Source organism: Xanthomonas euroxanthea (genome assembly GCF_900476395.1).
Taxonomy (GTDB): domain Bacteria; phylum Pseudomonadota; class Gammaproteobacteria; order Xanthomonadales; family Xanthomonadaceae; genus Xanthomonas; species Xanthomonas euroxanthea.
In genome coordinates this window covers 846,048-872,938 of the sequence record NZ_UIHB01000002.1, presented here as the reverse complement: position 1 = coordinate 872,938, position 26,891 = coordinate 846,048, and the positions used below count along the sequence as shown (strand labels likewise).

The window sequence follows — 26,891 nt, the reverse complement described above, 5'->3', positions numbered from 1 at the left end:
AGGCGCAGCGTGGCCATGCGCAAAGTGCGCAGCAGCAGTCGCCACGCTCCCCGCAGGTCGGTTCCATTCCACGAGGTCGTGCGTCACATGCTCGAAGTGTCATCCCACAATGTCTGGACCGCATTTGCGGTCACGCTGGCAGCTGGCCTGGCGACCGGACTCGGCAGCCTGATGGTCGTGTTCTCCAAGAAGCCCAATCCCCGCCTGCTGGCGTTCGGGCTGGCATTTGCCGGCGGCGCGATGGTGTACGTATCGCTGTCGGAGATTCTCAACAAATCGATCGCTTCGTTCTCCAACGCCTACAACGACAAGCTCGGCTTCACCTTCGGCACGCTGGCGTTTCTGGGGGGCATGCTGTTGATCATGGTGATCGACCGCCTGGTGCCCAACCCGCACCAGAGCCTGTCCAGCGACGATCCGCTGTTCCGCGACGACAACCGGGCCTATATCCGCCGGGTCGGCCTGATGACGGCCATCGCCATCACCGCGCACAATTTCCCCGAAGGCCTGGCAACCTTCTTCGCCACGCTGGAAAGCCCCGCGGTCGGCATGCCGCTCGCGTTCGCCATCGCCATCCACAACATTCCCGAAGGCATCGCCATTGCGGTGCCGGTGTACTTCGCCACCCGCAACAAGTTCTACGCCTTTGGCGCCAGCCTGCTCAGCGGACTGGCAGAACCGATCGGCGCCGGCATCGGCTATCTGGCCTTGTCCAGCGTGCTGTCCGAAGCGGTGTTCGGCACCGTCTTCGGCCTGATTTCCGGGGTCATGGTGTTCCTGGCACTGGACGAATTGCTGCCGGCCGCCAAGCGCTACGCGCAGGGCCACGAGACGGTCTACGGCCTGGTCGCCGGCATGGGCACGCTGGCGATCAGCCTGGTGTTGTTCCGCTTCGCCACGCCCTAGCGCGGCCTGCAACGACCACGCGACCTGGGAACGAGACGCGATTGCCTTGTGCGATCGGTGGCGTTCGGATGCCAGGTTTGGATCGCCATTCCCCTGACGAGCGCGGGTTCCGCTCTACCGGCAGGATCGTGACCCGCGCAGCCGCACATGGCGCGGGTGCGGCCCCAGCATCCGCGCCGATGTAGCCTCCCTGCCCGCCCTGGCTGCGTCAGCGCCCCAGTCGGTCCAGTGCCTCGGCCAGCTCCGGCGCTAGCGGCGCGCTCAAGACGTAGGGCGTCTTGCCGCCGTCCAGCGTGAATTCCAGCGACGCGGCATGCAGGAACAAACGCTTCAGGCCGAGCTGGTCGCGCAGCCGCTTGTTGACCTCCGCCTCGCCGTACTTGTCGTCACCGGCCACCGGGTGCCCCAGGTGCTGGGCGTGCACGCGGATCTGGTGGGTGCGGCCGGTTTCGATGCGGACTTCGCAATACGAGTGCCCGCCGCGCCGCTCCAGCAGCGTGAAGTGGCTCAACGACGGCTTGCCGATCGCATTGACCTGCACATGCCGCTCGCCGCCCTGGCGCAGCCCGATGTGCAGTGGCGCATCGACCGTCATCACCCCGTCCGGCATGCGACCGACCAGCAAGGTCAGATAGCGCTTGGTGATGCCGCGGCCCTCGACGCGGTCGTCCTCCCGCATCAAGGCCTGCATCTCGGTCAGCGCGGAGCGCTTTTTCGCCACGATCAACAGCCCGGAGGTATCGCGGTCGAGCCGGTGCACCAGTTCCAGGGTCTGGTTCGGCCGCAGCGCCCGCAGGGTCTCGATGGCGCCGAAGCTGATCCCGCTGCCGCCATGGCTGGCGACCCCGGATGGCTTGTTGAGCGCCAGCAGGCGTGCGTCCTCGAACACGATCGCCGCTTCCAGCCGCGCCAGGAACGACGACGGTGGCGCGGCCTTGTCGCCCTCTTCGGCAACGCGCACCGGCGGAATCCGCACTTCTTCGCCGCCTTCGAGCTTGCGCTCGGCCTTGGCCCGCCCGCCGTTCACGCGTACCTGGCCGCTGCGCACCAGCTTGTAGATCAGGCTGCGTGGCGCGCCCTTGAGCTGGCCGAGCAGGAAATTGTCCAGCCGCTGCCCAGCACGGTCTTGCGGAACTTTGAGAATACGCACGCCCACACGATCGGCAGGCGGCTTGGGGGGCTGGGGGTCGGTCATCCGGCTCTTTATTCTGTTACACTCGGCGAGCGAGATAAGGGTTTGATTTCGTTGGAAGTTGATTGGCCAGAAGCCTGCCTTCCGATGATTCCGGTACAGTGCGCGACCACCGCCCCCGGGGCGGCCATGTTAGCGGCTCACCGGCCTGCCCGGCCATCGCCAGCGGTTTTTGACCGTTGCGCTGAAACCGTTGCGCTGAACATGTCCCGTGCGCTGCCCCGGTTCTTCCGGACGCGGCTGCCGGCCCTGAAACACCTATAAAACTTAAGACAAGCGCTCCCGCGGCCTGCCGTGGTGTTGCAGCGCTGGAAACCCTGGTCAGGCCTGTCCGCGCGTTGCGCGAAGGGCCGACAAGCTGTTCCAGAGGCGAAACGTCACGGCGTTCCGCGCGGTAGAGCGCGAGAGGAACGCAATAATGAAGCGAATGCTGATCAACGCAACGCAGGCCGAAGAGCTGCGCGTGGCGATTGTGGACGGCCAGACCCTGTACGACATCGACATCGAACAGCCGTCCAAGGAACAGAAGAAGTCCAACATCTACAAGGGCCGTATCACCCGGCTCGAGCCCTCGCTGGAGGCGGCGTTCGTGGACTATGGCGCCGAGCGCCATGGCTTCCTGCCGCTGAAGGAAATCTCCCGCGATTATTTCCAGGCTGGCGTCGACCACAACAAGTCGACCATCCGCGAGTTGCTGCGCGAAGGCCAGGAAATCGTGGTGCAGGTCGACAAGGAAGAGCGTGGCAACAAGGGCGCCGCCCTGACCACGTTCATCTCGCTGGCCGGCCGCTACATGGTGCTGATGCCCAATTCGCCGAGCGCCGGTGGCGTCTCGCGCCGGATCGAAGGCGAAGACCGTGCCGCGCTGAAGGAAGCGCTGGACAAGCTCGACATCCCCGACGACATGGGCGTGATCATCCGCACCGCCGGTGTCGGCCGTGACGCCGAAGAGCTGCAGTGGGACCTGGACTACCTGCTGCAGACCTGGAAGGCGATCGCCGAGGCGGCCCTGAGCAAGCCGGCCGCGTTCCTGATCTACCAGGAATCGCGCCTGATCATCCGCGCCCTGCGCGACTACCTGCGCGCCGACATCGGCGAGATCCTGGTCGATACGCCGGAGCTGTACGCCGACGCCCAGGAGTTCATGCAGCAGGTGATGCCGCAGAGCCTGCGCAAGCTCAAGCACTACACCGACGACATTCCGCTGTTCAACCGCTTCCAGATCGAATCGCAGATCGAAGGCGCCTACGAGCGCAACGTGCGGCTGCCCTCGGGTGGCTCGATCGTGGTCGATCAGACCGAAGCGCTGACCGCCGTCGACGTGAACTCCTCGCGCGCCACCAAGGGCAGCGACATCGAGGAGACCGCCTTCCAGACCAATCTGGAAGCGGCCGAGGAAGTCGCCCGCCAGCTGCGTCTGCGCGATCTGGGCGGCTTGGTGGTGATCGACTTCATCGACATGGCCTCGACCAAGCACCAGCGCGAAGTCGAAAACAAGCTGCAGAACGCGCTCAAGTACGACCGCGCGCGCGTGCAGCTGGGCCGCATCTCCCGCTTTGGCCTGATGGAAATGAGCCGCCAGCGCCTGCGTCCGAGCCTGGGCGAATCCAGCCAGATCGTGTGCCCGCGTTGCGACGGCCATGGCCGCATGCGCAGCGTCGAGTCGCTGTCGCTGTCGATCATCCGCGTGGCCGAAGAGCACGCCATGAAGGAAAACACCGGACAGGTGCTGGTGCAGGCCCCGGTGGAGATCGCCAACTACCTGCTCAACGAAAAGCGCAGCGCGCTGCGTGAGATCGAGCAGCGTCACGAATCGCCGATCATCATCGTCGCCGACGAACAGCTGCACACCCCGCACTACGAAGTCACCCGCCTGCGCGAGAACGAGCTGGGCGAAGACAGCGGCAAACCGAGCTACCAGCGCGGCACCCCGCGCAAGTTGCCGGTACATGCGCTGACCAAGGCACAGTTGAATATCCCGGCTGCGCCGGCAGTGACCTCGATCAAGCCGAGCCAGCCGGCGCCGCTGCGTGAAGAGGCCCCTGCCCCGGTTGCCGCCGCACCTGCACCGGCTCCGGTTCCGGTCGCGGCACTGCCGCTGCCCGCGCCGGTGACCGGTGTGGTCGGCTGGCTGAAGCGCATCTTCGGTGGCGTCGAGCCGGTCGCGCCTGCGCCCGAGTCGACCCAGCGTCCGCGTCAGAACGATGCCGGCCGCAGCAGCCGTAACGAGCGTAGCGACCGTGGCGGTCAGCGGCGCGACGGCCGTGATGCCCGCAATGGTGGCAACGGTGGCAGTCAGCACCGCGGCAATGGCAACGGCAATGGCGTCAACAAGGAGCGTCGTGACGAGCGTCGTCAGCCGGCCAATGGCCAGGCTGCGCAGAACGGCGGGCAGACGCAGCAGGTGCAGGTGCCCAAGCCGCCACGCGGCGAGGCACACCAACCCAAGCAGCCGCAGCAGGCCCAGCAGCAGAAGCAGAAGCCGCAGAACCAGGCACCGCGCCCACCGCGTGCAGCTGCACAGCAGCAGGACGGCGCGCCGTCCGAGCGGCAGCAGCGCCCTGCGCGTCAGGACGAAGGCACTGCCTCGGCGCAGACGCTGACCTCCACGGCCGCAACCGCCACGACTGCGACCGTGGTCGCGGCGATTGCCGAAACCGCGGCACCGGCAACGCAGGCCTCGGCACATGAGGCTGCGCCGGCACACCCGGTCGAGGTCATCGTGACCGAGGCGCATGCCGATCGCGGCACCGACGCGAATGCGGACGGCCAGGCACCGGAGGCGGCAGGCGATGATGCGGCCAATGGCGAAGGCGGCAGCCGTCGTCGTCGCGGTCGTCGCGGTGGCCGTCGTCGCCGTCGCGGCGCTGGTGCAAACGGCGAAGGCGGCAGCGGCGTCGATGGTCTGGAAACGGACGATCTGGACGGCGATGCCGAAGGCGATCTCGATGGCGACACCGAGAGCGACGATGCCGGTGCGCAGGTCCACACCTCGGCTGCCCCGCGCGCCGGACAGCCGGAGTTCGACTTCGACGATGACGCGACCACGCCCGCGGTAGCGGCACGCACCAAGCCGGAGTCCAGCACTCCGGCCGCAGTGAAGCCGCGCCCGGTACCGAAGGAACGTGCGGAAGCGCCGCTGGCGGCCGACACGACGTCGACCACGGCGCCGGTTTCCAACGCCACGCCGTCGTTCGAGCAGCAAGCTGCAAGCCCTGCGGTGACCGCAGCCGAACAGGCACGTGGCGATGCACCGGCGGCCTCTCCGGCACCGGCTGCAACAGCCCCGGCTGGCAATGCAGCGCCAGCTGCAGCGCAACCGGCTGTGCAGGCGTCGGCCAATGCACCGCGTCAGCAAGCGCCTCAGGCTCCGGTCGTTGCGCAGGAATCGGCGAATCTGCAGGCTCAGGCTCCGGTTGCCGCTGCGACTCCGTCCGCTGCGTCGACCCCGGTTGCCGCCTCGGCTCCGGTTGCGACGTCGGCGGCGGCTCCTGCTGCAGCTTCGCCTGTCGAGAGTGCTGCTTCCTTGGCAGAGCCTTCGTCCAAGCCGACGATGCGGTCAACACCGGCGGCGTCGGTATCGGCCGACGCTGCAGCGCCGGCCGTTGCTCGGCAGGAAGTTGCCCGGCAGGAACAGGCAGCACCGGTGGCCGCCGCGGCAGCAACGCAAGCGGAGCCGGCGAAGACCGACGCAACGCCGGCAGCGGGCAGCGTTCCCAAGCCGGTCGCTGCTACGCCGTCGAGCGCCCAGGCGAACGTGGTGACATCCAAGCCGCCGCATGCCGAGCCGTCAACGGCGGAAAGCCCGGCAACCGATGTTGCCGCGACGTCCACCAACACGGTGCCGCAGACCTCCCCGTCTGCCGACGCTGCGCCGGCACGCAAGCCGTACGCTCCGGTGCAGACCACGCTGCTGGACGCCTTGGCTCCGGCCGATGCAACCGCGGCGACAGCGCCACAGGCCGAAACGCCGGTGCCCTACAAGGCGCCCGAGCGGCCGGCATCGGTCGCACCCGTGGTGCCTGCAGACGCCACCGAGCCGACTGCCGACAAGCCGAAGCCGACCGTCGTCGTGTCCGAGGCGGCAAAGCCGGCAGATGCATCGCCTAACGGCGATGACGCCCAGGCGCAGCAAGACGACACCGACAAGCCGCGCGGCGATCACTGATCGTCTCCCGGCCGGTTGAACCTGCCTGGGTAAATCCAGGCAGGTGGCGTCAGACAAGGCGGCCTTCGGGCCGCCTTGTTTTTGCGTGCAGCAGTGTCATGCCGGCATTCCGGCTCCCCGCAACAGCACCTTATGCGGCAGCATCCGACCGCCGCATCTGCAAGATCGGACCCGAGAACTTGGCTTACAGGGTGCGCGCCGGGTCGGTCAGGCCGTACTGATTGGCCAGACGCGCCAGGGCGATGTTGTCCTGGATGCCGACCTTTTCGAACAGGCGCGCCTTGTGCGTGTTGATGGTCTTGGCGCTGAGGTTCAGGCGCTTGGCGATGTCTTCCTGGCGCAGGCCCTGGGTCAGCAACAGGGCGACCTCCAGTTCGCGCGGCGATAGCGCATCGAACGGCGAGCTGCCCCCTTCCAGATTGGACAGGGCCAGATTCTGCGCAATGGTATTGCCGAGATAGCGCCGGCCCAGTGCGACTTCGCGCACCGCACGCAGCAGTTCCTGCGCATCGCCGCCCTTGCCGACATAGCCAGATGCGCCAGCTTCAAGCAGACGCTTGGGCAATGGGCCGTCTTCCAGCACCGACACGATGATGACGCGGGTGCCGTAATCGCCCTTGACGATGCGCTCGGTGATTTCCAGGCCGCTGACACCGGGCAGATGCAGGTCGCAGAGTACGATCTCGGGTTTGAGCTGGCGAATTTGCGGCAAGGCCGCCTCCCCGCTCTCCGCTTCTCCCACCACATCGATGTCCACTTCCTTGGACAGGATCATCTTCATGCCGGTACGCACGAGTGCATGATCGTCGATCAGAAAAACTCTGATGGTCATCCTTGTTGTCCTCGCTGTGCGGCTGGCTGATGCAGCCTATCTCCGTGAATAATTCAGGGCAAGCTCGATGCGACGTATTACATTTGAGTAAGAATGCGACGCACTCTGCCGCCGCGTGTCATGGCAGGCATTGAATGCACGATCGCGGCGTGATCGGATGATGCGAGCGCCCCCAATGCGCGAACATCGGGCAATTCACTCGCCCCCGGTCAGATTTTTCCTGCTTCGGTGCTGCGCTCGGCGTCCACCAGGGGGCGCAGTTGCGCATCGAGTGCAACGCGCTCGTCGAACACGAAGCAGCGGCCGTCGTAGCCTTCGCCGCCGACCTCCTCGAAGTAGCCGAGGATGCCGCCTTCGAGCTGCAGCACGTTGTCCATGCCGTCGGCCTGCATCCACAGCGCAGCTTTCTCGCACCGGATGCCGCCGGTGCAGAAGCTGACCACGGTGGCATCGGCCAATGCAGCGCGATGCGGTTCCAGCGCAGCCGGCAAGTCGGTGAACTTGTCGATCGGCAGCGTCAACGCTCCCTGGAACGTGCCATACGCCACTTCCTGGGCATTGCGCGTGTCCAGCAGCACCAACGGGCGGCCGCGATCGTCGCGTCCTTCCTGCATCCACGCGCGCAGCGTGGCGGGCGTCACTGCCGGCGCACGGCCCTGCAGCGGCGAGGCATCGTCGCGGCGGAAGCTGATGATCTCCGGCTTGACCTTCACCTTGAGCCGCGCAAACGGCTGCGACGCGCTCAGGCTGTACTTGATGCGCATCTGTGCAAAGCGCGGATCGGCCTGCAGCCACGCGTAGAACGTGCCGACCTGTTCCGCTTCGCCGGCCAGAAACAGGTTGATCCCCTCTCCGGCCACCAGCACCGATCCTTTCAAGGCCTGCTGCCCGGCCTGCGCGAGGACGCTGTCGGCGAGCGACTGCGGATCCTGGATGGTGACGAACTGGTAGGCAGCTGTATTGGTGATCATGCGGCCATTTTAAGCCGATGCGGCCAAAGGTGCGATCAGCCGCGCAGCAGCAGGAACGGCAGCAGCACCAGCGAGGCGACAACCAGCATGCCGATCAACGTGGTAATCACGAACAGCGGGCGCTTGCGCAGCAGCGCGCCGAAGGTTTCAGCGGTGCCGGCAGCGAGCGCATCCTGGCGTTGTGCGCGCGCGAGGGCACCCCGCTGCGCCTGGTACGCATCCATCGCCGCCTTGGCGCGCGGGTAATCGGCATCGTCGCTGAGCCAGATGCCACCGGCGGAAATGCCCCAGTTACTGGGCCGGGTTTCGTAGATCGGCACGAGATGCTCGCGCATCAGCGCCCGTACCTCGTCGGCCTCGTCATCGGGAACATTGCGCAGATTGAGCAGCAGCTTGGCCATGGGCGCGATGATACCGGGAGCCGGGTGCGATAATGGCGCACTTCCCTTGCCGGACCCTCCCATGCGCCTTCTGTTGACGCTTTGTGCTGCCCTGCTGCTCGCAGCCTGTACGCCCGCCCTGCCGCCGTCCGGCGGCACCATCGCCGCGTTCGAGCGGATCGACCGCAACGTCGGTACCGGTGCCGAAGCCACGCCGGGCGCGATGGTCACCGTGCACTACACCGGCTGGCTGTACGACGAAAAAGCCGCCGACAAGCACGGCAAGAAGTTCGACAGCTCGCTTGATCGCGCCGAGCCATTCCAGTTCGCGCTGGGCGGCCGTCAGGTGATCCGCGGCTGGGACGAGGGCGTGGCCGGCATGCGCGTGGGCGGCAAGCGTACCCTGATGATTCCGCCCGAGTACGGCTATGGCGACAACGGTGCAGGCGGGGTGATTCCGCCCGGCGCGTCGCTGGTGTTCGACGTGGAATTGCTTGGCGTGCAGCCGCGCTGAAGGTCCGAACAATGACGGATGCGAGCAAGCGGCGGCTGGCGGTGATCGGTGGTGGGCCGGCCGGTCTGATGGCTGCAGAAGCGGCGTGTGCGGCGGGCCTGGCGGTCGACCTGTACGAAGCCAAGGGGTCGGTGGGACGCAAGTTCCTGATTGCCGGCAAGGGCGGGCTGAACCTCACCCACTCCGATCCGATGCCGGTGTTTGCGCAGCGCTATCGCGAGCGCACCGAGGCGGTCGCCTCGTGGCTGCAGGCGTTCGATGCAGACGCGCTGCGTGCTTGGGCGCGCGACCTGGGCGTGGAAACCTACGTCGGCAGTTCCGGACGCGTGTTCCCGATGGATCGCAAGGCCGCACCGTTGTTGCGCGGCTGGGTGCGCCGACTCAAGGAACAGGGTGTGGCATTTCATATGCAGCATCGCTGGCTTGGCTGGAGCGATGACGGCGCGTTGCGCTTCCACTCGCCCACCGGCGACGTCGAACGCACTGCAGATGCCGTGGTGCTGGCGCTCGGTGGCGGCAGCTGGCCGCAGCTCGGTTCCGATGGTCTTTGGCAACCGGTGCTGCAGGAACGCGGCATTGCGGTGGCACCGCTGGTACCGGCCAACTGCGGCTTCGACATCGCCTGGAGTGCGCATTTCGTGCAGCGACATGCCGGTGCGCCACTCAAACCCGTGGTTGCGCACTGGCAGGACCGCCACAGCACACCGCATCAGTTGCAGGGCGAGTGCGTGGCGACGTCCACCGGCATCGAGGGCAGCCTGATCTATGCGTTGGCTGCGGATCTTCGCGCGCAGATCGATGCGGATGGCGTGGCGGAGCTGGTGCTGGACCTGCTGCCCGGGCGCACGCTGGAACGCGTCAACGCCGAGCTGGAAAAACCGCGCAAGGGACGCAGCTTCAGCGAGCATCTGCGCCGTCAGCTCGGCATCGATGGCGTCAAGGCCGCCTTGCTCTACGAACATCTGGGCAAGCAGGCGGGCGACGATCCTGCGCTGGCAGCGCGCACGCTCAAGCGATTGCCGCTACGTCTGCTGCGACCGCGCCCGCTTGCCGAGGCAATCAGCTCGGCCGGTGGTGTGCAGCTGGAGGCGCTGGATGCGCAACTGATGGCGCGCGCGCACCCCGGCGTGTTCTGTGCCGGCGAAATGCTCGACTGGGAAGCACCGACCGGTGGCTATCTACTGACTGCCTGCTTTGCCAGCGGATTACGTGCCGCGCATGGCGCGGTGCAGTGGCTGCAGCGACCGGGCGACCGCGCTACAGGCGATCGCTGACCGCATCGCGCGGCCATACCGATTTGACGTCATAGATCACCGCACCGGGTTTGCCCAGCGCTGCGATGCGCTGCGCGTCGTAGTCGCGGTATTGCGCATGCGCCACTGCCAGCACCACGGCGTCGTAGGCACCCTCGTCCGCAAGCGCGCACAACCGCACGCCGGCATGATGCAGCGCTTCTGCGGGGTCGGCCCACGGGTCGCAGGTATCGACCTGCACGCCCGCAGCTTGCAGCAGCTGCACCAGTTCCAGCGCCCGGCTGTTGCGCAGGTCCGGGCAGTTCTCCTTGAAGGTGGCGCCCAGCACCAGCACCCTCGCCTGCGCAAGCACCACGCCACGCGTGGCCAGCATGCCGCAGACACGCTCGGCCACGTGCCGGCCGACGCGGTTGTTGACCTGGCGCGCGGTGTGGATCAGGTCCGGGTGATAGCCCACGCTTTCGGACTTGTGCATCAGGTAATACGGATCCACCCCGATGCAGTGGCCACCGACCAGGCCGGGCCGGAACGGCAGGAAATTCCATTTGGTTCCGGCCGCCTCCAGCACATCCAATGTGTCGATGCCCAGCTTGTCGAAGATCAACGCCAACTCGTTGACCAGCGCAATGTTGACGTCGCGCTGGATGTTTTCGACCACCTTGGCGGCCTCGGCCACGCGCATCGATGGCGCCCGCCAGGTGCCGGCGGTGATGATGCCGGCATACAAGGCGTCGACCGCATCGGCGGCTTCGGCGGTGGAGCCGGAAGTGATCTTGCGGATATCGCGCAGGCGCCGCTGGCGGTCTCCCGGATTGACGCGCTCAGGGCTGTAGCCACAGAAGAAGTCGTCGTTGAAGCGCAAACCCGAGGCAGCTTCGAGCAAGGGCACGCAGACTTCTTCGGTGGTGCCCGGGTAGACGGTGGATTCGTAAATCACCAGGTCGCCGGGTTTGAGCGCGGCGGCGATCAGCGTGGTGGCACTGCGCAGCGGTTCCAGGTCGGGCTGCTCGAAGCTGTCGATCGGCGTCGGCACGGTGACGATGAAGATGCTGCACGCGGCCAGGTCCGCAGCGTTGGCGGTGTAGCGCAGGCGGGTGGCGGCGGCCAGCTCGGTGTCGTCCAGCTCCAGCGTGGCGTCATGGCCATCGCGCAATTGCCCGACCCGTTGCGCATCGATGTCGAAGCCCAAGGTGTCGCGCTGTTCGCCGAAGGCGACGGCCAGCGGCAGGCCGACATAGCCCAGCCCGATCACGGCGATGCGGGCCTGCTGCGGAGCGAGTAACGTGGTGCTGGACATGCGGTTCCTTCAATCGTGCGCAGCCGGTTGCTGCGCGCCTGCGCGGTGGCAGCATAGCGCAGCCGACCATCGGGCCATCAGTGCGGCGCGCCTGCGACGCGGCGATTCACAATCGGCGCGCAATCAGGCACGCTATCGCAATGCCCGGGTGGCGAAACTGGTAGACGCAAGGGACTTAAAATCCCTCAGCTGCAAGGCTATGCGGGTTCGATTCCCGCCCCGGGCACACGCTTATCGCGTTGCGAATCGCGCAACGCCATGCACGCACCGACAAGTCTCCCCAGTTGCGTTGTTGCAGCCATGTCGCATGGCGATCAGTCACACCTGTGCGTCGTGCTTGGGCAATGTATTGCGCGCCCTCAGGCAGCTCCCTGCCCCCGAAAATGATCGCAGGCGTCAATGCATATGCATCCCGGCCCGACGTGGAAGATCGTGAGCAGACCATGGATCGACGCCACGGCCCACGTCGACAGTGATGCGAAACTGCGTTGAACGAGATGGAGCTGCGCGCTTCTGCGTACCAGACGATCAACCAATAAAAAGCCCCGGATATCGCTTGATATCCGGGGCCTGAATTTGGAGCGGGAAACGAGACTCGAACTCGCGACCTCAACCTTGGCAAGGTTGCGCTCTACCAACTGAGCTATTCCCGCGTGGAGCAAAATTGTACAGCTTGTTACTTCGTTGCGCCAGTCCTGTCGTCGTTGCCGACGCATGAAAAACGCATGCAATGTGGAGGCCTGGGCCGGAATTGAACCGGCGTACGCGGATTTGCAGTCCGCTGCATAACCACTCTACCACCAGGCCGAAACATCAAACCCAAGGCATCCTGCCTTGAAACAACGAGACCTCGGGCAAGGGGCCTTGTCTACATCTGGAGCGGGAAACGAGACTCGAACTCGCGACCTCAACCTTGGCAAGGTTGCGCTCTACCAACTGAGCTATTCCCGCTTGGGAGGCGAAATTCTACAGCGAACAGCATCGCTGTCAACTATTGCTTTCGACTTTTTTCGGTTTGCTGGTGATCGCGGCTTTTTCGTCGGCACGCAGGCTCGGCCAGGCGGCCTGCAGGTACTGGAAACCCGACCACAACGTCAGCAGCGCGGCGATCGCCAGCGTCCAGTAACCGGCGCGGAAGATCAGGTTGCCGAACCAGATTTCGTGCGTGGGCATCTGCCCCGGCGTGACCGAATACAGCAGGCAGAGCAGCGCGACCATCTGCGCGGTGGTTTTGACCTTGCCGATCACCGCCACCCGCACCTTGGCGCGCTGGCCGATCTCGGCCATCCATTCCCGCAACGCCGACACCGCGATTTCACGTCCGACGATGACCGCCGCCCAGAACGCCATCCACGGCGTGGGGTGGCCCTGCACGATCAGGAACAATGCCACCGCGACCATCAACTTGTCGGCCACCGGGTCCAGGAATGCACCGAAGGCCGAATACTGGTGATAACGCCGCGCGACCCAGCCATCCAGCCAGTCGGTGATGGCGGCCAGCGCGAACACGCCGGCGGACGCGAAATTGGTCCAGGTGTACGGCAGGTAGAACACCACGACCAACACCGGGATCATCACGATCCTCAGCAGTGTCAGCCACGTGGGGATGGTCAACTTCATTACGGACTCGACTCGCCTGCCGCATCGGGAAGCGCCAGCCCGTGCAGGTTAGCGTAGATTCGCGCGGCAAGTGCGGCATTGACGCCCTCCACCCGCGCAATCTCGGCCTCGCCGGCGGCCTTGAGCCCGACCAGGCCGCCGAAATGCTTGAGCAGGCTCGCGCGCCGGCGCGGACCGATGCCGGGGATATCCTCGAGCTTGCTGGTCATGCGCGCCTTCTGGCGACGGCCACGGTGACCGGTGATCGCAAAACGGTGCGCTTCGTCGCGCACCTGCTGGATGAACTGCAGTGCCGGCGATGCCGCGCCCGGCCGCAGCTCGCAGCCGTCGGCCATGATCAGCGCTTCATGCCCTGCCCTGCGCTCCTCGCCCTTGGCCACGCCGACCAGCAGCACGTTCTCGATGCCCAGATCGGCCAGCGCGCCCTTGGCCTGCGCCAGCTGACCGGCACCGCCGTCGATCAGCAGCACATCCGGCAGCACACCGTTTTCTTCCACAGCGCGGCGAAAGCGCCGTTCGATGGCCTGACGCATCGCGGCGTAGTCATCGCCCGGCGTGATCCCGGAGATATTGAAGCGCCGGTATTGGCCGCGCACCGGCCCGTTGGCATCGAACACCACGCACGAGGCCACCGTCGCCTCGCCCATGGTGTGACTGATATCGAAGCACTCCACCCGCTTGACCTGCTCGGCCAGCCCCAGCATCTCGCGCAGTGCCTCGCTGCGTGCGTGCTGCGCACTCTGGCTGGTGAGTTCGGTGACCAGGGTCAGCTGCGCATTGCGGGTGGCCAGCAGCAGGTAGCCGGCACGTTCGCCGCGCACGTTCCACTTCAACGTGACCTTGTGCTCGGCGGCGCTGCTGAGTGCGGCCTCGATCAGTTCGGCATCGGGAATTTCGCGATCGAGCAGGATCTCGCGCGGCGGCGAATGCTCTGCGTAGTACTGCGATACGAATGCAGCCAGGATTTCGTCCGCGCTGTCTTCGCCATTGGTCTTGGGAAAGAACGAGCGCGTGCCCAGGTTGCGGCCATCGCGAAAACTCAGCAGCAGCACGCAGGCCTGGCTGGCTTGCGTGGCGCAGGCCAGCACGTCCAGATCCGCCGCGCGGCCGTCCACGTACTGGCGGTTCTGCATGCTGCGCAGCGAGGACAGCAGGTCGCGCAGACGCGCGGCGCGCTCGAACTCGAGCGCTTCGCTGGCCTGCTGCATCGAGTGCATGATCTCTTCGCCGAGCTGGTCGCTCTTGCCTTCCAGAAACATGGTGGCGCGGCGCACCGATTCGGCGTAGTCGGAAGCGGCGACCAGCTCCACGCAGGGCGCGCTGCAGCGACCGATCTGATACTGCAGGCAGGGCCGCGAGCGATTGCGGAACACGCTGTCCTCGCAACTGCGCAGCTTGAACAGCTTGTGCATCAGGCTCAGCGTTTCGCGCACGCCGGTGACGCCGGTATAGGGGCCGAAATAGCGCCCCTGCACGGCGCGCGGGCCACGGTGCAGGGCGATGCGCGGCCACTGCTCGCGTGTCAGCAGCACGTAGGGATAACTCTTGTCGTCACGCAGCGACACGTTGTAGCGCGGCGACAGCGACTTGATCAGCTGGTTTTCCAGCAGCAACGCTTCGGCCTCGCTACGGGTCACGGTGACGTCCATCCGCGCGACCTGCGACAACATCGAGGTCAGCCGCGCATTCTTCGGCGTGCCGTTGAAATAGCTGCCCACCCGCTTGCGCAACGCACCGGCCTTGCCGACGTACAGCAAGGTGTCGTCGCCCGCGTACATGCGGTAGACGCCGGGCGCAGTGCTCAGTTGGGCAGCAAACGCCTTTCCATCGAAATCGGCTTGGGGCCTTGCGTTCATTCTTCTATCGAAACATCGCGCAGTTCGCCGCTCGCCAGGTCGTAGCGCAACACGGCATGGGCATCGGTCTCGGCAATCCATACCGCGCCGGCGGCAACTGCCAGCCCGGCCGGGCCATGCAGGCGGCGTGGCAGCAAGACGGTAGTCAGTTCGCCGCCGCCCAGACGCAGGCAGCGCAGGCGGCCGTTGCCGGTGTCGGCAATCCAGAGCATCGGCGAATCGGTAGCCAGGGCGATGGCTTGCGGAAACTGCAGGCGCGCCGTGCCGCGCGGGCCGTCCTCGTCGCCGAACTGCCAGGTGCCCTGCCCGCCGACCAGGGTCTGCACCAGATCGCCGCGCAATTGCATGGTGCGGATCGACGAACCCAGGCCATCGCAGACGTAGGCCACCTGCTGCACCGCGGCCAACCCGGCCGGCTGTGCGAACGCGGCCAGATGCCCGCTGCCATCGCGAATCTCGAGCGCGCCGGTACCGGCGCGTGCGCTCAGTGCGGCGCGCCCCAGGTCATAGCTCCAGATGCGGTTATCGCCCGCCATGGCGATCAACACCTGATTGTCGGCAACCGCCAGCCCTTGCGGGTAATGCAGCGCCGAGGCACCGGCGAACGCCAGCGGCCCCTCGACCGGCTCGCCGGAGCGCCCGGTGCCGCACAAGGTGTCGACCTGCCCGCTGCGCAGGTTGATGCGACGCAAGGCGTGATTGCCGGTGTCGGCGACATACAGCTGGTCGCGTTCCAGCGCCAGGCCCTGCGGACGCCGGAACGCCGCTTCACCGACGCCACCATCGATGAAGTCCGCATTGCCATGACCGAACTGGCGCAGCACGCGGCCACCATGCGTGCATTCGAGCACGCGGTGATGACCGGTGTCGGCGATGTACAAGCGGTCCTCGGTGGCGGCAAGACCGGTTGGAAACCGCAGCTCCAGGCGCGGCTCGGGATCGCGCTCGGCCACCCCATGCAGGTCGGCATCGGATGGCAGCTGCTGGCCTTCACATAATGCGGCCAGTGCCTTGTCGAGATCGCCAGTCACGCCGACCAGGCGCTGTCGCTCGCGGCCGTAGGCATCGAGCAGCACCAGCGTGGGCCAGGATTCGATGCCGAAACGGCGCCAGGTCTCCCAGTCCCTGTCGAGCAAAATGGGGGCGCTGACACCATGACCGCGCAGTTGTTTGAGTGCGCGTTGCGGCTCGCGTTCACTGTCAAAGCGCGGCACCTGTACCACGATCACCTGCAGCCGGCCGGGGCTGCGGGCCTGCCAGTGCGCCAGCTCGGCCAAGCGCTCGGCGCACCACACCGAGCTGGCATTGACGAATGCCAACACCAGTGCACGCCCGCGATGCTCCTGCAGGGTGGATGGCCTGGCGTTGAGCCAGGTAGGAAATTCCGGCAGTTCCTGGGTGAGCTGGGCAGTCATATCGTAATTATGCCCAAGCCCGATTAGCGGCGGGTGAGCCTGGCCACGGTCTGGCGCGCAGCGATATCGACCAGCTGCCAGGCACGCTCGAAATCGTCCATGCCACCGGTGTAGGGGTCGGGGATCTCGTCGCGCTCTTCCACACCCGCCCAGGGCAGCCACAAGGCCAGCTTGTCGCGCAGCGGCGCCGGGGCAAGGCGTTGCAGATCACGCAGATTGCTGCCATCGGCGCACAGCAGCCAGTCGAAGTGCTCGAAGTCTGCCGTACGCACCTGGCGCGCGCGCAATCCGGAGATATCCACGCCATGGCCGCGTGCACAGCGAATCGCGCGCGGATCGGGTGGGTCGCCGGCATGCCAGTCGCCGGTACCGGCCGAATCGACCTCGATCCGCGGCGACAAGCGCGCCTCGTCCAGCCGCGTACGCAGCGCGCCCTCGCCCATTGGCGAGCGGCAGATGTTGCCCAGGCACACGATCAGCACCCTCATGCCGATGCCAGGCGCGCTTGCGCGCGCGCCAGATCGTCCGGGGTATCGATGCCCGGCGGAAACTGCTCGGGCGTCACTGCCACCGCGATGCGGTGGCCGGCCTCCATCACGCGCAGTTGTTCCAGTGATTCGATGCGCTCCAGCATGCCGGGCGGCATTGCGGCAAAGCGCTGCAGAAACCCCGCACGGTAGGCATAGATCCCGATGTGGCGCAGCCACTGCCCGTCACCGGGCAAGGTGTCGGGCTGACTGGCAAAGCTGTCGCGATGCCAGGGAATCGGCGCGCGGCTGAAATACAAGGCGTCGCCGCCAGCACTACGCACCAGCTTGACCACATTCGGATCGAACAGCTCGTGCGCGTCGTCGACCTGTGCGGCCAGCGTGGCCATCTCGGCACCGGAATGCAGCAGCAGCTGGGCCACCGCACGGATGCCGGCCGCCGGCGCGAACGGCTCGTCGCCCTGCAGGTTCACCACGCAGGTGTCGGCTACCCAGCCGGCGATCCGCGCGCATTCGGCAAGCCGGTCGGTTCCCGATACGTGCGCATTGCCGGTCATTGCCACATGCACGCCTGGCAGGCCGTCGATCACCTCGGCAATGCGCGCATCGTCGGTGGCCACCCAGACCTCGCGCGCCCCGGCCAGCAATGCCCGCTCGGCCACATGCTGGATCATCGGGCGATCGCCGATCAATTGCAGCGGCTTGCCCGGCAAGCGCGTGGAAGCGTAGCGCGCGGGAATGGCGACGACGAAATCTGCAGGCGTTGAGTTAGTCATACGTGCGCGCTCTGGAAAACTGGAATGTGTGAGGAAACGAGATGACCAAATCGCATCATGCACCCGCGTGATGCTTGAAGTTTTTACGCATAAAGCATCCACGATTTCAAACCATTGCATCGCGGAAACACGGTTCGATGCTTAAGCAAAAGCTTAAGTGAATCGAGGGCGTGGTGTCCTCACCGCACCAGAGAGTTGGTCGCTGGCCACGTGAAAAGCCGGTTGCCGCTTGATCTGCACCGGACGTCGAGAAAGCGTATCAGTGTCGGACAACGCACCTCTCGCACTGCTTTTTTTTAAACTGTGCGCACCGACCATCCCGACTGGTCCTTGCCCGCCCACCGTCGCGGGACCTTGAGCGGCATGGATGCCGCGCCAGAGCCTACACGGACGTACTTGCGGCGTGTCCTGCGATGGTGGGTGGGCAAGGACCCTGCAGCCAAGCCAGGCATCAAAGCCGATTGTCGCACCCAGCACTTCAGGACAACTCGGAAATTGCCCAGCGTTTCAGATCGCTGAAGGGTCCATCCACGGCGCCATTGCTGGCGCCGCGCTTACACACCTTGTCGACTCGCCAACTTGTCCAGGCGATCCAGCAGACTCACCCAGAACGCCGCCGGCAACTCTGCCTTGAGCGGTACGCTGTACAGCCACTCGTCGGCGAACGGCCGGCATTTGACCGCGTCTTTTTCGGTCATCAGCACCGGCAGGCGGCTGCCGAAACTGAAGTCGGCGGCGCGATAGACGTGGTGATCGGGAAAGGCATGCGGCACCACGCCGATGCCGCGCGCGCGCAGCATCGCGAAGAAGCGTTCCGGATGCGCAATCCCGGCCACTGCATGCACGCGCTGGCCGGCCAGCCTGCTCAATGGCTGAGCGCGCTTGCCATCCATCGGTTGCACGCTGTCGATGCTCAGGCGCATCTGCCATTCGCCGAATCCGGCGTCATCGGGCGCGGGCACGGGTGTCGTCGTCGCTGCGCTGGCCTGGCCCAGATTGACCACGCGGAAATCGCAGTCGCGCGCACGCGCCGCCGGCTCGCGCAACGGCCCGGCCGGCAACAGGCGCCCGTTGCCGTAACGGCGCTGGCCATCGACCACTTCGATCTCCACATCGCGGGCGAGCCGGTAGTGCTGCAGCCCGTCGTCGCAGACGACGATGTCGCAGCCTGCTTCGACCAGGGCGCGCGCCGCGGCCAGGCGATCGCGGTCCACGCGCACGCGTGCGCCGGTTTTCCAGGCGATCAGTACCGGCTCGTCGCCGCCGAGCGCCACCGGCGTGTCCGCCTCGACCCAGCGTGCAGTATCCGACGCCTCGCGGCCATAACCGCGACTGGCGACGCCGGGCGTCCAGCCGGCTTCCTGCAACTTGGCGACCAGGGTAATCGTCAACGGCGTCTTGCCGGTGCCGCCGGCGGTGACGTTGCCCACCACGATCACCGGCACCGGCACGCCGTGGCGCTTGCGCCAGCCGCGGCGATACAGCGCGCGTCGCAGCGCGATGGCTGCACCGTAGACCGGCGCCAGCAGGCGCGCCGACAGCGGAATCGGCGCATTGTCGTACCAGTAGCCCGGCGTGCGGGCGCCGCGCTTGCTCATGCCTGACGTTCGCGAAACTGCATGCCGTGCAGATGCGAGTACAAGCCGCCCTGCTCGAGCAATTGGTGATGCGTGCCGCGCTCGACGATACGGCCCTGGTCCATCACCAGCACCTGGTCGGCATGCTCGATGGTGGACAGACGGTGCGCGATCACCAGCGTGGTACGGTCCGGCATCAATTTATGCAGGGCGTCCTGCACCAGGCGTTCGGATTCGTTGTCCAGCGCCGCAGTGGCTTCGTCCAGGATCAGGATCGGCGCGTCCTTGAGCATCGCGCGCGCGATCGCCAGACGCTGGCGCTGGCCACCGGACAGGCGCCCGCCCTTGGTGCCCACGTGTGATTGCAAGCCTTCGGGCAGTTGTGCGACGAACTCCATCGCATTGGCGCCCAGGATCGCGCGTTCCAGCTGGCCGGCGTCGGCACTGCGCATTTCGCCATAGGCGACGTTGTCGGCGATGCTGCCATCGAACAGCATCACCTGCTGGCCGACCAGGGCGATCTGCCGACGCAGATCGGCCAATGCGTACGCCTGCACCGGGTGCCCGTCGAGCAGGATCTGCCCGGACTCTGCCTCGTAGAAGCGCGGAATCAACTTGATCAGGCTGGACTTGCCGCTGCCGGAACGCCCGACGATCGCCGTCACCGTGCCCGGCTGCGCCACGAAACTGACCTCGGCCAGGGCCGGATTCACCTGCCCCGGATAACGCGCAGTGACGTTGCGGAACTCGATCAAGCCCTTGGCGCGCGTCAGCGGCACCGTGCCCTGATCCGGCTCGTCGGCACTGTCGAGCACCGAGAAAAGGCGCTCGGCCGAGGCCAGGCCGCGCTGCACCATGTTCTGCACATTGGTGAGCTGCTTGAGCCCGGGAATGATCGTCAGCATCGAGGTCATCAGCACCACGAAATCACCTGCGGTCAGCCGCCCGGCCAATGCCTGCGCACCAGCCACGAACAGCAGCGCCGACAGACCGATCGCGCCGATCATCTGCACCGTGGCGGTGGAAATGCCGCGCGTGGATTCGACCTTCATCGCCAGCCGCAGATTGCGGTCGGCCAGCGCGCCATAGCGCTCCATTTCGGTCTGCTGGGCGCCGTAGATCTTGACCTCCTGGTGGCTGGACAAGGTCTGGTCGGCCGCCTGCAACAGATGCGCGCCGCTTTCCTGGATGCTGTGGCTGATGCGCCGGTAGCGCCGCGCCACCTTGTCCATCACCCAGGCCAGTACCGGCGCCAGCACCAGGATGGTCAGCGTGACCTGCAAGCTATGCCACAGCATCAGCGCCAACGCGCCGATCACCTGCAGCGACTGCTGGATCATCACCTTGACCGCATCCACCGCCGCCTGCGCCACCTGGTCCGAGTCCGAGCCCAGGCGGATCAGCATCGACGGGACCGGCTCGGAATCGAAGCGCGACCCCGGCAGACGCAGGTATTTGGACATCACCTTGACGCGCAGATCGCGCGCGATGCTGCGTGCGGATTTGCCCATCGCCATATCGGTGATATAGCCGGCGACCCCGCGCACCACGAACAACAGGATGATCTGCACCGGCAGCCAGCGGCTGACTTCGGCATTCTTGTAGATGAAGGTCTCGTCGGTGATCGGCTTCATCAACGCCAGGAAGCCGGTCGTGCCGGCCGCTTCGATCAGCGCGGCAATCAGCGCGGCGACCAGCAACAGGCGATACGGCTTGGCGAAGGCCAGCAGGCGACGGTACGTGCGCCAGGACGAGACTGGCGCCGGGCGGTCGTTGGAGGTGGTCACTGGCGGGTTCCGTTAGTGCGTGTGTGGCCGGGTGTGGGTGTGGTGCCGGCCTGCGGCGCTGTGGCGATCGCGATGCGGCGGAAGCCGAGCTGCCCCAGCGCATCCTGCGCGGTCACCACCGCCTGATACGGTGTACGCGCATCGGCGCGCATCAACACCGTCTGCTCGCGGTCGTCACCGGCGATCTGGGCAATGGTCTGCTTGAGCGAATCCACATCCGAACGCAGCACTTCCTGATCGTTGATGAAATAACGCCCGTCGGCATTGACCAGTACGCTCAATGAACGCGGCGGCGCGCTGGTGTGTTGGTCGCTGGCGGTCGGCAGCTGCAATTGCAGCGTGGAGCGTGCGTCGAAGGTCGTGGTCACCACGAAAAAGATGATGAGGACAAGGATCACGTCAATCAATGGCACCAGATCGATATGCGGCTCGTCCTGGCGTCGGTCACTGCCGATGCGCATCCGTCAGCCCTTTGCCATGACGGGTTTGCCAGCTGCCGCAAGCGGCGCCGCGGCGGCCGGCACCGAGCGGCCGTCCATGGTGTCCAGCAGCAAGGTGGCTTCCTGCTCCATCTCGATGATGTAGCCGGCGATGCGGCCCTTGAAGAAGCGATGCGCCATCAACGCCGGCACCGCGATGATCATGCCGGTGGCCGTGCACACCAGCGCCTTGCCGATGCCGCCGGCCAGCTGGTTCACATCGCCCACGCCGTGATCGAGGATGCCCAGGAACATCTGGATCATGCCGACCACCGTGCCCAGCAGTCCCAGCAACGGCCCGGCCGAGGCGATCGTGCCCAATGCATTCAGATAGCGCTCCATGCGGTGCACCACGTGCCGGCCGGTGTCCTCGATGCGCTCGCGAATCAACTCACGCGGACGCCCACGCACGTCCAGCGCTGCGGCCAGCAAGGCACCCAGTGGCGAATTGCGACGCAGCGATTCGATGTGGCTGGGATCCAGCTTGCCGCGCGCAGCCCAGTTGCGGACCTCTTCGCCCAGGCCTGGCGGGGCCACCTCGTTGCGGCGCAGGCTCCACAGGCGCTCCAGCATGATCGCCAGGGCGATCACGCCCAGCAACAGCAACGGCACCATCGGCCAACCGCCTGCCTTGACCAGCTCCAACACGATTCAATTCCTCCGGCGACGCGGCCGCCTATTCGCTGGTCGATAGGATAGCAGCCGACCGCCGCCGTTCCGCAGCATCCCACAGCCGTGGCTGCCAGCGCCGCCGCTCGCGCACCTGCAGGCCGTCGGCGCCCAGCCAGACCCGGATCGCCCCGGCCTGGGCCGTGTCGAGCAGCTCGGCGCCACTGCCCTGCCAGCGCTGCACCACCTCGGCACGCGGGTGACCGAAGCGATTGCCGTGCCCGGAGGACACCAGCGCCAGCCGCGCGCCGGTGGCGGCGATGAAGCCGGCATGCGAGCCGTCGGCGCTGCCATGGTGCGGGACCACCACCAGATCGGCACGCAACTCCGGGGCATGCTGCCGCAGCAGGCGCCGCTCGACGATCTCGCCGATATCGCCCGGCAACAGCGCGCTTGCATGGCGCGTCTCGACACGCAGCACGCAACTGGATTGATTGCGCAGATACGGAAAACCGGCGCTGGGATGCAGGAAGCGAAAGCGCACACCGTCCCATACCCACTGCTGGCCGGCACGGCAGCGCGTGCTGACGTCCAGCGGCGCCTGTGGCGGCGCCGCCGTCATTGCAACGGGCAATCCCGCACGTACTGCCGCATAGCCGCCAGCGTGGTCGGCGTCGGCATGACTGAGCACGATGGCATCCAGGCGGCGCAAGCCGAGCGCGCGCAATGCCGGCAGCACCACCCGCTCACCGGCATCGAAACCATCGCGCACCGCCGGCCCGGTGTCGAATAGCAGCGCATGCCGTTGCGTGCGCACCAGCACCGCCAGGCCCTGCCCCACGTCCAGCACCTGCACGTCGGCCTCGCCAGCCGCGGGCAGTTCGCGGTCCGGCCACAGCAGCGGCAGCCATAGCAGCACCGCCAGCGATTTGCCGGGCGTGCCGCGCGGCAGCAACAACCAGAACGCGCCGAGCAGGGCCACGACCAAGGCGGTCGCATCGGACTCGGGCACCCACCACAACGCCACCGACGTCTGCCCGAGCCAGACCAGGCCCGGCCAGGACAGCTCGAAGCACCAGCCCGCCAATCGCCATGCCCACACGCCCAGGCCCGGATGAAGTGCTTCCAGCGCAGTCCCCAGCAAGGCAAGTGGCACCACCACGAAGGTCCACCAGGGAATGGCGACCAGATTGGCCAATGGCCCCACCAGCGATGCCTGCCCGAACAGGCTGACGGTCAACGGTAGCAGGCCGACGGTGGCCACCGTCTGGGCGGACAGGAAGCCCCGCACGATCGCGCGATCGTCCGCTGGCAGACACCACACCAACCAGGCCACCCCGGCAAAGCTGAGCCAGAAGCCGGCCACCAGCACGCTCAGCGGATCCCACAGCAGCACTGCCAACATCGCCAGCGCGAGGATCTGCGCGGTGGTGGCACGGCGCCGTACCACCCGCGTCAACGCGACCACGGCAATCATCAGCACGGTGCGCACCGTGGGCAGCGCCAGACCCGCCAGCACCGCATACCCCCCTGCACCGAACAAGGCGGCGACTGCCGCCGCGTGGACACGCGGGATCCGGGTTCCAAGCGCTGGCCAGCAACGCCAGAGCCCGGCGACCAGCACGGCGACGAATGCAGCGACCAGCCCCACATGAAACCCCGAGATCGCAATCAGATGGCTGAGCCCGGTCGCCCGCAGCGTGGCCCAGGCCGCGTCGTCCAGCCCGCGCGTGTCGCCCAACGCGAGCGCGCGCAGGTAAGGCGTCGACGGCCCGGGCACGCGCTCGGCAATGCGCTGCGACATTCCTTCGCGCCAGGCATCCACCCCACGCGGTGCCGCGACCTGCTGCGCAGCGGCCGGCACCCGTACATAGCCGGTCCCGGCAATGCGCTGTGCCAGCGCATGCCGCTCGGCATCGAACCCGCCAGGATTGCGCAAGCCACGCGGCGCACGCAGCTTGAGCCGCAGCTGCCAGCTTGCGCCTGCGCGCAGCGCACCACGCGGCCCCATCCGCTCGGCACCGAAATCGTCATACCAGGCCAGCTGCAGCAGTTTGCCGCGCAGTGCGGCAGGCTGCGCGGGATCGTCATCCACACGCAGTTGAAAGCGCGTGCGTCGTGGCTCGGCGACCGGCAATTCGACGATCTGGCCGCGCACCGTCAGTTCTCGCACTTCATCCTGCGGGCGCAGTTGTGCCTGCAGGACGCCGGCGACCTGCCAGCCCATCAGCCCGAAACCGAAAACGGCGGTGGCCAGCGCCCACACCAGCACCCTTGGCCGCAAACGCAGCCATGTGCTGACACCGATGCCCAGCGGCGCTGCACCAAGGCAGGCCGCATAGACCGCACGCGACAGCAGCGCAGGCGACCATGCACACACCACGATGCCCAGCAACAATGCCGCTGCGATCGTTATCGTCGATACGCGCTGCGGCGAAGGCGATGCCTGTGCTGACGCATGCATGCTGTCGGTCGCCATCCTGGCCGTGGTCCATCCACCGACTCAGGTTAGGCCAGCGCCCGTGTCGGGCACAGCAGCGATCGGTGCTGTGCCTGGTAGGAAAAAGGCGGCGCCTGCCGTGGTGCATCCGGCCGGGGGAACGTCCCCCGACAGACGCGCAACACGCTGGGCAGGACAGTGTGTACGGGCCACACATCGACCGTATCGGCCTGCATTCGCCTCGATTTCATGGCCGCCGCGCTATGTTCGCCACTGTTTTCGAGGAGTTTCCCCCATGCGTAAAGGCACTGCACTGATTGTCGGCGTCACCGGCATTTCCGGTTACAACCTCGCCAATGTCCTGGTGGCCGACGGCTGGACCGTCTACGGCCTGGCACGGCGCCCGCTGCCTCAGGATGGCGTGATCCCGCTTGCGGCCGATCTGCTGGATGCCGACAGCACCAGCAAGGCGCTGCGTGGCCTGCCGATCACCCACGTATTCTTCTGCACCTGGACCCGGCGCGACACCGAGCGCGAAAACGTCGAAGCCAACGGCGCGATGATGCGGCATCTGTGCGAAGCGCTGAGCGATGCGCCGCTGCAGCACATGGCGCTGGTCACCGGCACCAAGCACTACCTGGGCGCATTCGAGAACTACGGTAGCGGCAAGGCCGAAACCCCGTTCCGCGAAAGCGAACCACGCCAGCCCGGCGAGAATTTCTATTACACGCTGGAAGACCTGCTGTTCGCGCATGCCGAGCAGCATGGCTTCGGCTGGAGCGTGCATCGCTCGCACACCATGATCGGCATGGCCAACGGCAGCAATGCGATGAACATGGGCGTGACGCTGGCGGTGTACGCGTCGCTGTGCAAGCACACCGGCCAGCCGTTCGTGTTTCCCGGATCGCAGGCACAGTGGAACAGCCTCACCGACCTGACCGACGCCGGCCTGCTCGGCAAGCAGCTGGCCTGGGCCGGCCTGAGCCCGGCCGCGCGCAATCAGGCCTTCAACACCGTCAATGGCGATGTGTTCCGCTGGCGCTGGATGTGGAGCCAGATTGCCGACTTCTTCGGGCTCGAAGCTGCGCCCTGCCCCGAGACCCCGATGCCGCTGGAAGCACGCCTGAGCGAGACCGCCCCGGCGGTGTGGAGCGAGATCGCCAAGCAGCATGGCCTAGTGGAAGCCGACGTCAACCGGCTGGCATCCTGGTGGCACACCGATGCCGACCTGGGCCGCGAGATCGAGTGCGTCAACGACATGACCAAGAGCCGCGAGCTGGGCTTTCTGGATTTCTACGACAGCCGTGCATCGTTCCTGGAATTGTTCACGCGCCTGCGCGCGCAGCGCATCATTCCCTGATACACCCGGTCGTCGTCACCCATGTGACGGCGACCGTTTCCTGTCAAAGCGCGCATCGACGCGACGATGCTCGTGGGCGCTGCATACGGCGCGAGCAGGATGTCGCCATCCGGTCGCCCATCACACAGGTGCATCGGTAACCGGATACGGGATCTTCGATCGGAAACCCGCGATTCACCACCCTCTAGCCGCCAGGGATTGGCCCGACGGCCAGACAGTGCGTCCTACACCGCAGACGGCGCCAACTCGCGCAGCTTGCCCTGGTGCAATTCGAGTACGCGGTCCAGACGCCGCGCCAGACTGCGGTCGTGGGTCACCAGGACCAGGCTGGTGCGCTGCGCACGATTGAGTTCCAGCATCAGCTCGAACACGGTCTCGGCGGTCTTGTCGTCCAGGTTGCCGGTTGGCTCATCGCCCAGCACGCAGCCCGGCTTGTTCACCAGCGCACGCGCCACGGCCGCACGCTGGCGCTCGCCACCGGACAACTCGCTGGGCTTGTGTTCGATGCGATGTCCGAGCCCGACCGATTCCAGCAGCTGCAAGGCCTGCGCCCGGGCAAGCGCGACCTCTTTTCCGGACAACAGCACCGGCATCATCACGTTTTCCAGCGCGGTGAATTCCGGCAACAGGTGATGGAACTGGTACACGAAGCCCAGGGCCTGATTGCGCAACTTGCCGCGCTCGCCATCGGACAACGCCGACATGCGCCGGCCGGCCACATACACCTCGCCCGAGGTCGGAACATCCAGCCCGCCGAGCAGATGCAGCAGCGTGCTCTTGCCCGCACCGGAGGCACCGACAATGGCCACGGTCTCGCCGGTCGCCACGGTCAGATCCAATCGATCGAACACCGGTGTGCGCATCTTGCCTTCGGCATAGGTCTTGCCCAGACCCTCGGCGCGGATCACTGCTTCTGCGTGGCTTGACGTCTGCACGGCCGATTCCCGATTCCCGATTCCCGATGTGCTGTT

20 protein-coding genes, 4 tRNA genes and 1 pseudogene are annotated in these 26,891 nt (G+C 66.4%); 6 read left to right on the top strand and 19 right to left on the bottom strand.

Features of this window, described 5'->3' with window-relative positions:
* Positions 1-87: 87 nt before the first annotated feature.
* Positions 88-906, top strand: coding sequence for a zinc transporter ZupT (gene zupT / locus CPBF1521_RS11135; RefSeq protein WP_104582584.1), 819 nt, complete (start codon positions 88-90; stop codon positions 904-906).
* A 208-nt stretch (positions 907-1,114) separates the two neighbouring features.
* Here the strand turns inward: zupT and CPBF1521_RS11130 are convergent, their stop codons facing one another.
* Positions 1,115-2,101 (bottom strand): RluA family pseudouridine synthase, encoded by a 987-nt coding sequence (locus tag CPBF1521_RS11130; protein WP_104582583.1) that lies wholly within the window; start codon positions 2,099-2,101, stop codon positions 1,115-1,117.
* A 424-nt stretch (positions 2,102-2,525) separates the two neighbouring features.
* On the opposite strand from CPBF1521_RS11130, the gene CPBF1521_RS11125 reads away from it, so the two are divergent.
* Positions 2,526-6,266, top strand: coding sequence for an Rne/Rng family ribonuclease (locus tag CPBF1521_RS11125; protein WP_181901210.1), 3,741 nt, complete (start codon positions 2,526-2,528; stop codon positions 6,264-6,266).
* 184 nt (positions 6,267-6,450) lie between these two features.
* Here CPBF1521_RS11125 and CPBF1521_RS11120 read toward each other — a convergent pair whose 3' ends face one another.
* From CPBF1521_RS11120 to CPBF1521_RS11110, 3 genes are all read right to left on the bottom strand, one after another.
* Positions 6,451-7,098, bottom strand: coding sequence for a response regulator (locus CPBF1521_RS11120; RefSeq protein WP_016904564.1), 648 nt, complete (start codon positions 7,096-7,098; stop codon positions 6,451-6,453).
* 209 nt (positions 7,099-7,307) lie between these two features.
* Positions 7,308-8,069: a sulfurtransferase gene (locus CPBF1521_RS11115; RefSeq protein ID WP_115676968.1), complete on the bottom strand. Its 762-nt coding sequence runs from the start codon at positions 8,067-8,069 to the stop codon at positions 7,308-7,310.
* 35 nt (positions 8,070-8,104) lie between these two features.
* A complete protein-coding gene (locus CPBF1521_RS11110; RefSeq protein WP_115676967.1) occupies positions 8,105-8,470 on the bottom strand; it encodes a DUF6164 family protein in 366 nt (121 codons plus the stop codon).
* 61 nt (positions 8,471-8,531) lie between these two features.
* On the opposite strand from CPBF1521_RS11110, the gene CPBF1521_RS11105 reads away from it, so the two are divergent.
* Complete coding sequence (locus tag CPBF1521_RS11105) at positions 8,532-8,963, top strand: FKBP-type peptidyl-prolyl cis-trans isomerase (protein ID WP_164739046.1); 432 nt, start codon at positions 8,532-8,534, stop codon at positions 8,961-8,963.
* An 11-nt stretch (positions 8,964-8,974) separates the two neighbouring features.
* Positions 8,975-10,237, top strand: coding sequence for a TIGR03862 family flavoprotein (locus CPBF1521_RS11100; RefSeq protein WP_115676966.1), 1,263 nt, complete (start codon positions 8,975-8,977; stop codon positions 10,235-10,237).
* Here CPBF1521_RS11100 and CPBF1521_RS11095 read toward each other — a convergent pair.
* Complete coding sequence (locus tag CPBF1521_RS11095) at positions 10,221-11,513, bottom strand: nucleotide sugar dehydrogenase (protein ID WP_115676965.1); 1,293 nt, start codon at positions 11,511-11,513, stop codon at positions 10,221-10,223. The two genes, CPBF1521_RS11100 and CPBF1521_RS11095, sit on opposite strands and share 17 nt — an antisense overlap.
* A gap of 142 nt (positions 11,514-11,655) precedes the next feature.
* Here CPBF1521_RS11095 and CPBF1521_RS11090 point away from each other — a divergent pair.
* Positions 11,656-11,739 (top strand) — tRNA-Leu (locus tag CPBF1521_RS11090).
* A 351-nt stretch (positions 11,740-12,090) separates the two neighbouring features.
* Here CPBF1521_RS11090 and CPBF1521_RS11085 read toward each other — a convergent pair.
* The 13 genes and pseudogenes from CPBF1521_RS11085 to CPBF1521_RS11020 all read right to left on the bottom strand — a co-directional run.
* Positions 12,091-12,166: transfer RNA gene (locus CPBF1521_RS11085), tRNA-Gly, on the bottom strand.
* 80 nt (positions 12,167-12,246) lie between these two features.
* Positions 12,247-12,320 (bottom strand) — tRNA-Cys (locus CPBF1521_RS11080).
* Positions 12,321-12,388: 68 nt separating this feature from the next.
* Positions 12,389-12,464: transfer RNA gene (locus CPBF1521_RS11075), tRNA-Gly, on the bottom strand.
* A gap of 36 nt (positions 12,465-12,500) precedes the next feature.
* Positions 12,501-13,133: a CDP-diacylglycerol--glycerol-3-phosphate 3-phosphatidyltransferase gene (gene pgsA, locus CPBF1521_RS11070; RefSeq protein WP_016902574.1), complete on the bottom strand. Its 633-nt coding sequence runs from the start codon at positions 13,131-13,133 to the stop codon at positions 12,501-12,503.
* Complete coding sequence (gene uvrC / locus CPBF1521_RS11065; protein ID WP_115676964.1) at positions 13,133-14,989, bottom strand: excinuclease ABC subunit UvrC; 1,857 nt, start codon at positions 14,987-14,989, stop codon at positions 13,133-13,135. Before uvrC ends, pgsA begins: the two co-directional genes overlap by 1 nt.
* Positions 14,986-16,404, bottom strand: coding sequence for a hypothetical protein (locus tag CPBF1521_RS11060; protein ID WP_181901198.1), 1,419 nt, complete (start codon positions 16,402-16,404; stop codon positions 14,986-14,988). The genes uvrC and CPBF1521_RS11060 overlap by 4 nt, the downstream gene beginning before the upstream one ends.
* A gap of 23 nt (positions 16,405-16,427) precedes the next feature.
* Positions 16,428-16,892: a low molecular weight protein-tyrosine-phosphatase gene (locus CPBF1521_RS11055; RefSeq protein ID WP_115676963.1), complete on the bottom strand. Its 465-nt coding sequence runs from the start codon at positions 16,890-16,892 to the stop codon at positions 16,428-16,430.
* Entirely contained in the window at positions 16,889-17,668 is a 780-nt protein-coding gene (gene kdsB, locus CPBF1521_RS11050; protein WP_115676962.1) for a 3-deoxy-manno-octulosonate cytidylyltransferase, read from the bottom strand. The genes CPBF1521_RS11055 and kdsB overlap by 4 nt, the downstream gene beginning before the upstream one ends.
* 554 nt (positions 17,669-18,222) lie before the next feature.
* A complete protein-coding gene (gene lpxK, locus CPBF1521_RS11040; RefSeq protein WP_115676961.1) occupies positions 18,223-19,266 on the bottom strand; it encodes a tetraacyldisaccharide 4'-kinase in 1,044 nt (347 codons plus the stop codon).
* Positions 19,263-21,032: a lipid A export permease/ATP-binding protein MsbA gene (gene msbA, locus CPBF1521_RS11035; protein ID WP_115676960.1), complete on the bottom strand. Its 1,770-nt coding sequence runs from the start codon at positions 21,030-21,032 to the stop codon at positions 19,263-19,265. The genes lpxK and msbA overlap by 4 nt, the downstream gene beginning before the upstream one ends.
* Entirely contained in the window at positions 21,029-21,493 is a 465-nt protein-coding gene (locus tag CPBF1521_RS11030; RefSeq protein WP_104582570.1) for an ExbD/TolR family protein, read from the bottom strand. Before CPBF1521_RS11030 ends, msbA begins: the two co-directional genes overlap by 4 nt.
* 3 nt (positions 21,494-21,496) lie before the next feature.
* Complete coding sequence (locus tag CPBF1521_RS11025; protein WP_115676959.1) at positions 21,497-22,159, bottom strand: MotA/TolQ/ExbB proton channel family protein; 663 nt, start codon at positions 22,157-22,159, stop codon at positions 21,497-21,499.
* Positions 22,053-24,599 (bottom strand): annotated as a pseudogene (locus tag CPBF1521_RS11020) (DNA internalization-related competence protein ComEC/Rec2); the annotation flags it as partial. The pseudogene CPBF1521_RS11020 and the gene CPBF1521_RS11025, both read right to left, overlap by 107 nt.
* A 256-nt stretch (positions 24,600-24,855) precedes the next feature.
* Here CPBF1521_RS11020 and CPBF1521_RS11015 point away from each other — a divergent pair.
* Positions 24,856-25,920 (top strand): SDR family oxidoreductase, encoded by a 1,065-nt coding sequence (locus tag CPBF1521_RS11015; RefSeq protein ID WP_115676957.1) that lies wholly within the window; start codon positions 24,856-24,858, stop codon positions 25,918-25,920.
* 224 nt (positions 25,921-26,144) lie between these two features.
* On the opposite strand, the gene lolD is transcribed toward CPBF1521_RS11015, so the two are convergent.
* The gene (gene lolD / locus CPBF1521_RS11010) at positions 26,145-26,828 is read right to left on the bottom strand and encodes a lipoprotein-releasing ABC transporter ATP-binding protein LolD (RefSeq protein WP_104582566.1); all 684 of its coding nucleotides are present in this window, start codon (positions 26,826-26,828) and stop codon (positions 26,145-26,147) included.
* Between the last annotated feature and the right edge of the window lie 63 nt (positions 26,829-26,891).

Bases quoted from the DNA above. Each gene is read 5' to 3' on its own strand.
- zupT (WP_104582584.1), top strand. From the start codon at position 88: ATGCTCGAAGTGTCATCCCACAATGTCTGGACCGCATTTGCGGTCACG.
- CPBF1521_RS11130 (WP_104582583.1), bottom strand. From the start codon at position 2,101: ATGACCGACCCCCAGCCCCCCAAGCCGCCTGCCGATCGTGTGGGCGTG.
- CPBF1521_RS11125 (WP_181901210.1), top strand. From the start codon at position 2,526: ATGCTGATCAACGCAACGCAGGCCGAAGAGCTGCGCGTGGCGATTGTG.
- CPBF1521_RS11120 (WP_016904564.1), bottom strand. From the start codon at position 7,098: ATGACCATCAGAGTTTTTCTGATCGACGATCATGCACTCGTGCGTACC.
- CPBF1521_RS11115 (WP_115676968.1), bottom strand. From the start codon at position 8,069: ATGATCACCAATACAGCTGCCTACCAGTTCGTCACCATCCAGGATCCG.
- CPBF1521_RS11110 (WP_115676967.1), bottom strand. From the start codon at position 8,470: ATGGCCAAGCTGCTGCTCAATCTGCGCAATGTTCCCGATGACGAGGCC.
- CPBF1521_RS11105 (WP_164739046.1), top strand. From the start codon at position 8,532: ATGCGCCTTCTGTTGACGCTTTGTGCTGCCCTGCTGCTCGCAGCCTGT.
- CPBF1521_RS11100 (WP_115676966.1), top strand. From the start codon at position 8,975: ATGACGGATGCGAGCAAGCGGCGGCTGGCGGTGATCGGTGGTGGGCCG.
- CPBF1521_RS11095 (WP_115676965.1), bottom strand. From the start codon at position 11,513: ATGTCCAGCACCACGTTACTCGCTCCGCAGCAGGCCCGCATCGCCGTG.
- pgsA (WP_016902574.1), bottom strand. From the start codon at position 13,133: ATGAAGTTGACCATCCCCACGTGGCTGACACTGCTGAGGATCGTGATG.
- uvrC (WP_115676964.1), bottom strand. From the start codon at position 14,989: ATGAACGCAAGGCCCCAAGCCGATTTCGATGGAAAGGCGTTTGCTGCC.
- CPBF1521_RS11060 (WP_181901198.1), bottom strand. From the start codon at position 16,404: ATGACTGCCCAGCTCACCCAGGAACTGCCGGAATTTCCTACCTGGCTC.
- CPBF1521_RS11055 (WP_115676963.1), bottom strand. From the start codon at position 16,892: ATGAGGGTGCTGATCGTGTGCCTGGGCAACATCTGCCGCTCGCCAATG.
- kdsB (WP_115676962.1), bottom strand. From the start codon at position 17,668: ATGACTAACTCAACGCCTGCAGATTTCGTCGTCGCCATTCCCGCGCGC.
- lpxK (WP_115676961.1), bottom strand. From the start codon at position 19,266: ATGAGCAAGCGCGGCGCCCGCACGCCGGGCTACTGGTACGACAATGCG.
- CPBF1521_RS11030 (WP_104582570.1), bottom strand. From the start codon at position 21,493: ATGCGCATCGGCAGTGACCGACGCCAGGACGAGCCGCATATCGATCTG.
- CPBF1521_RS11015 (WP_115676957.1), top strand. From the start codon at position 24,856: ATGCGTAAAGGCACTGCACTGATTGTCGGCGTCACCGGCATTTCCGGT.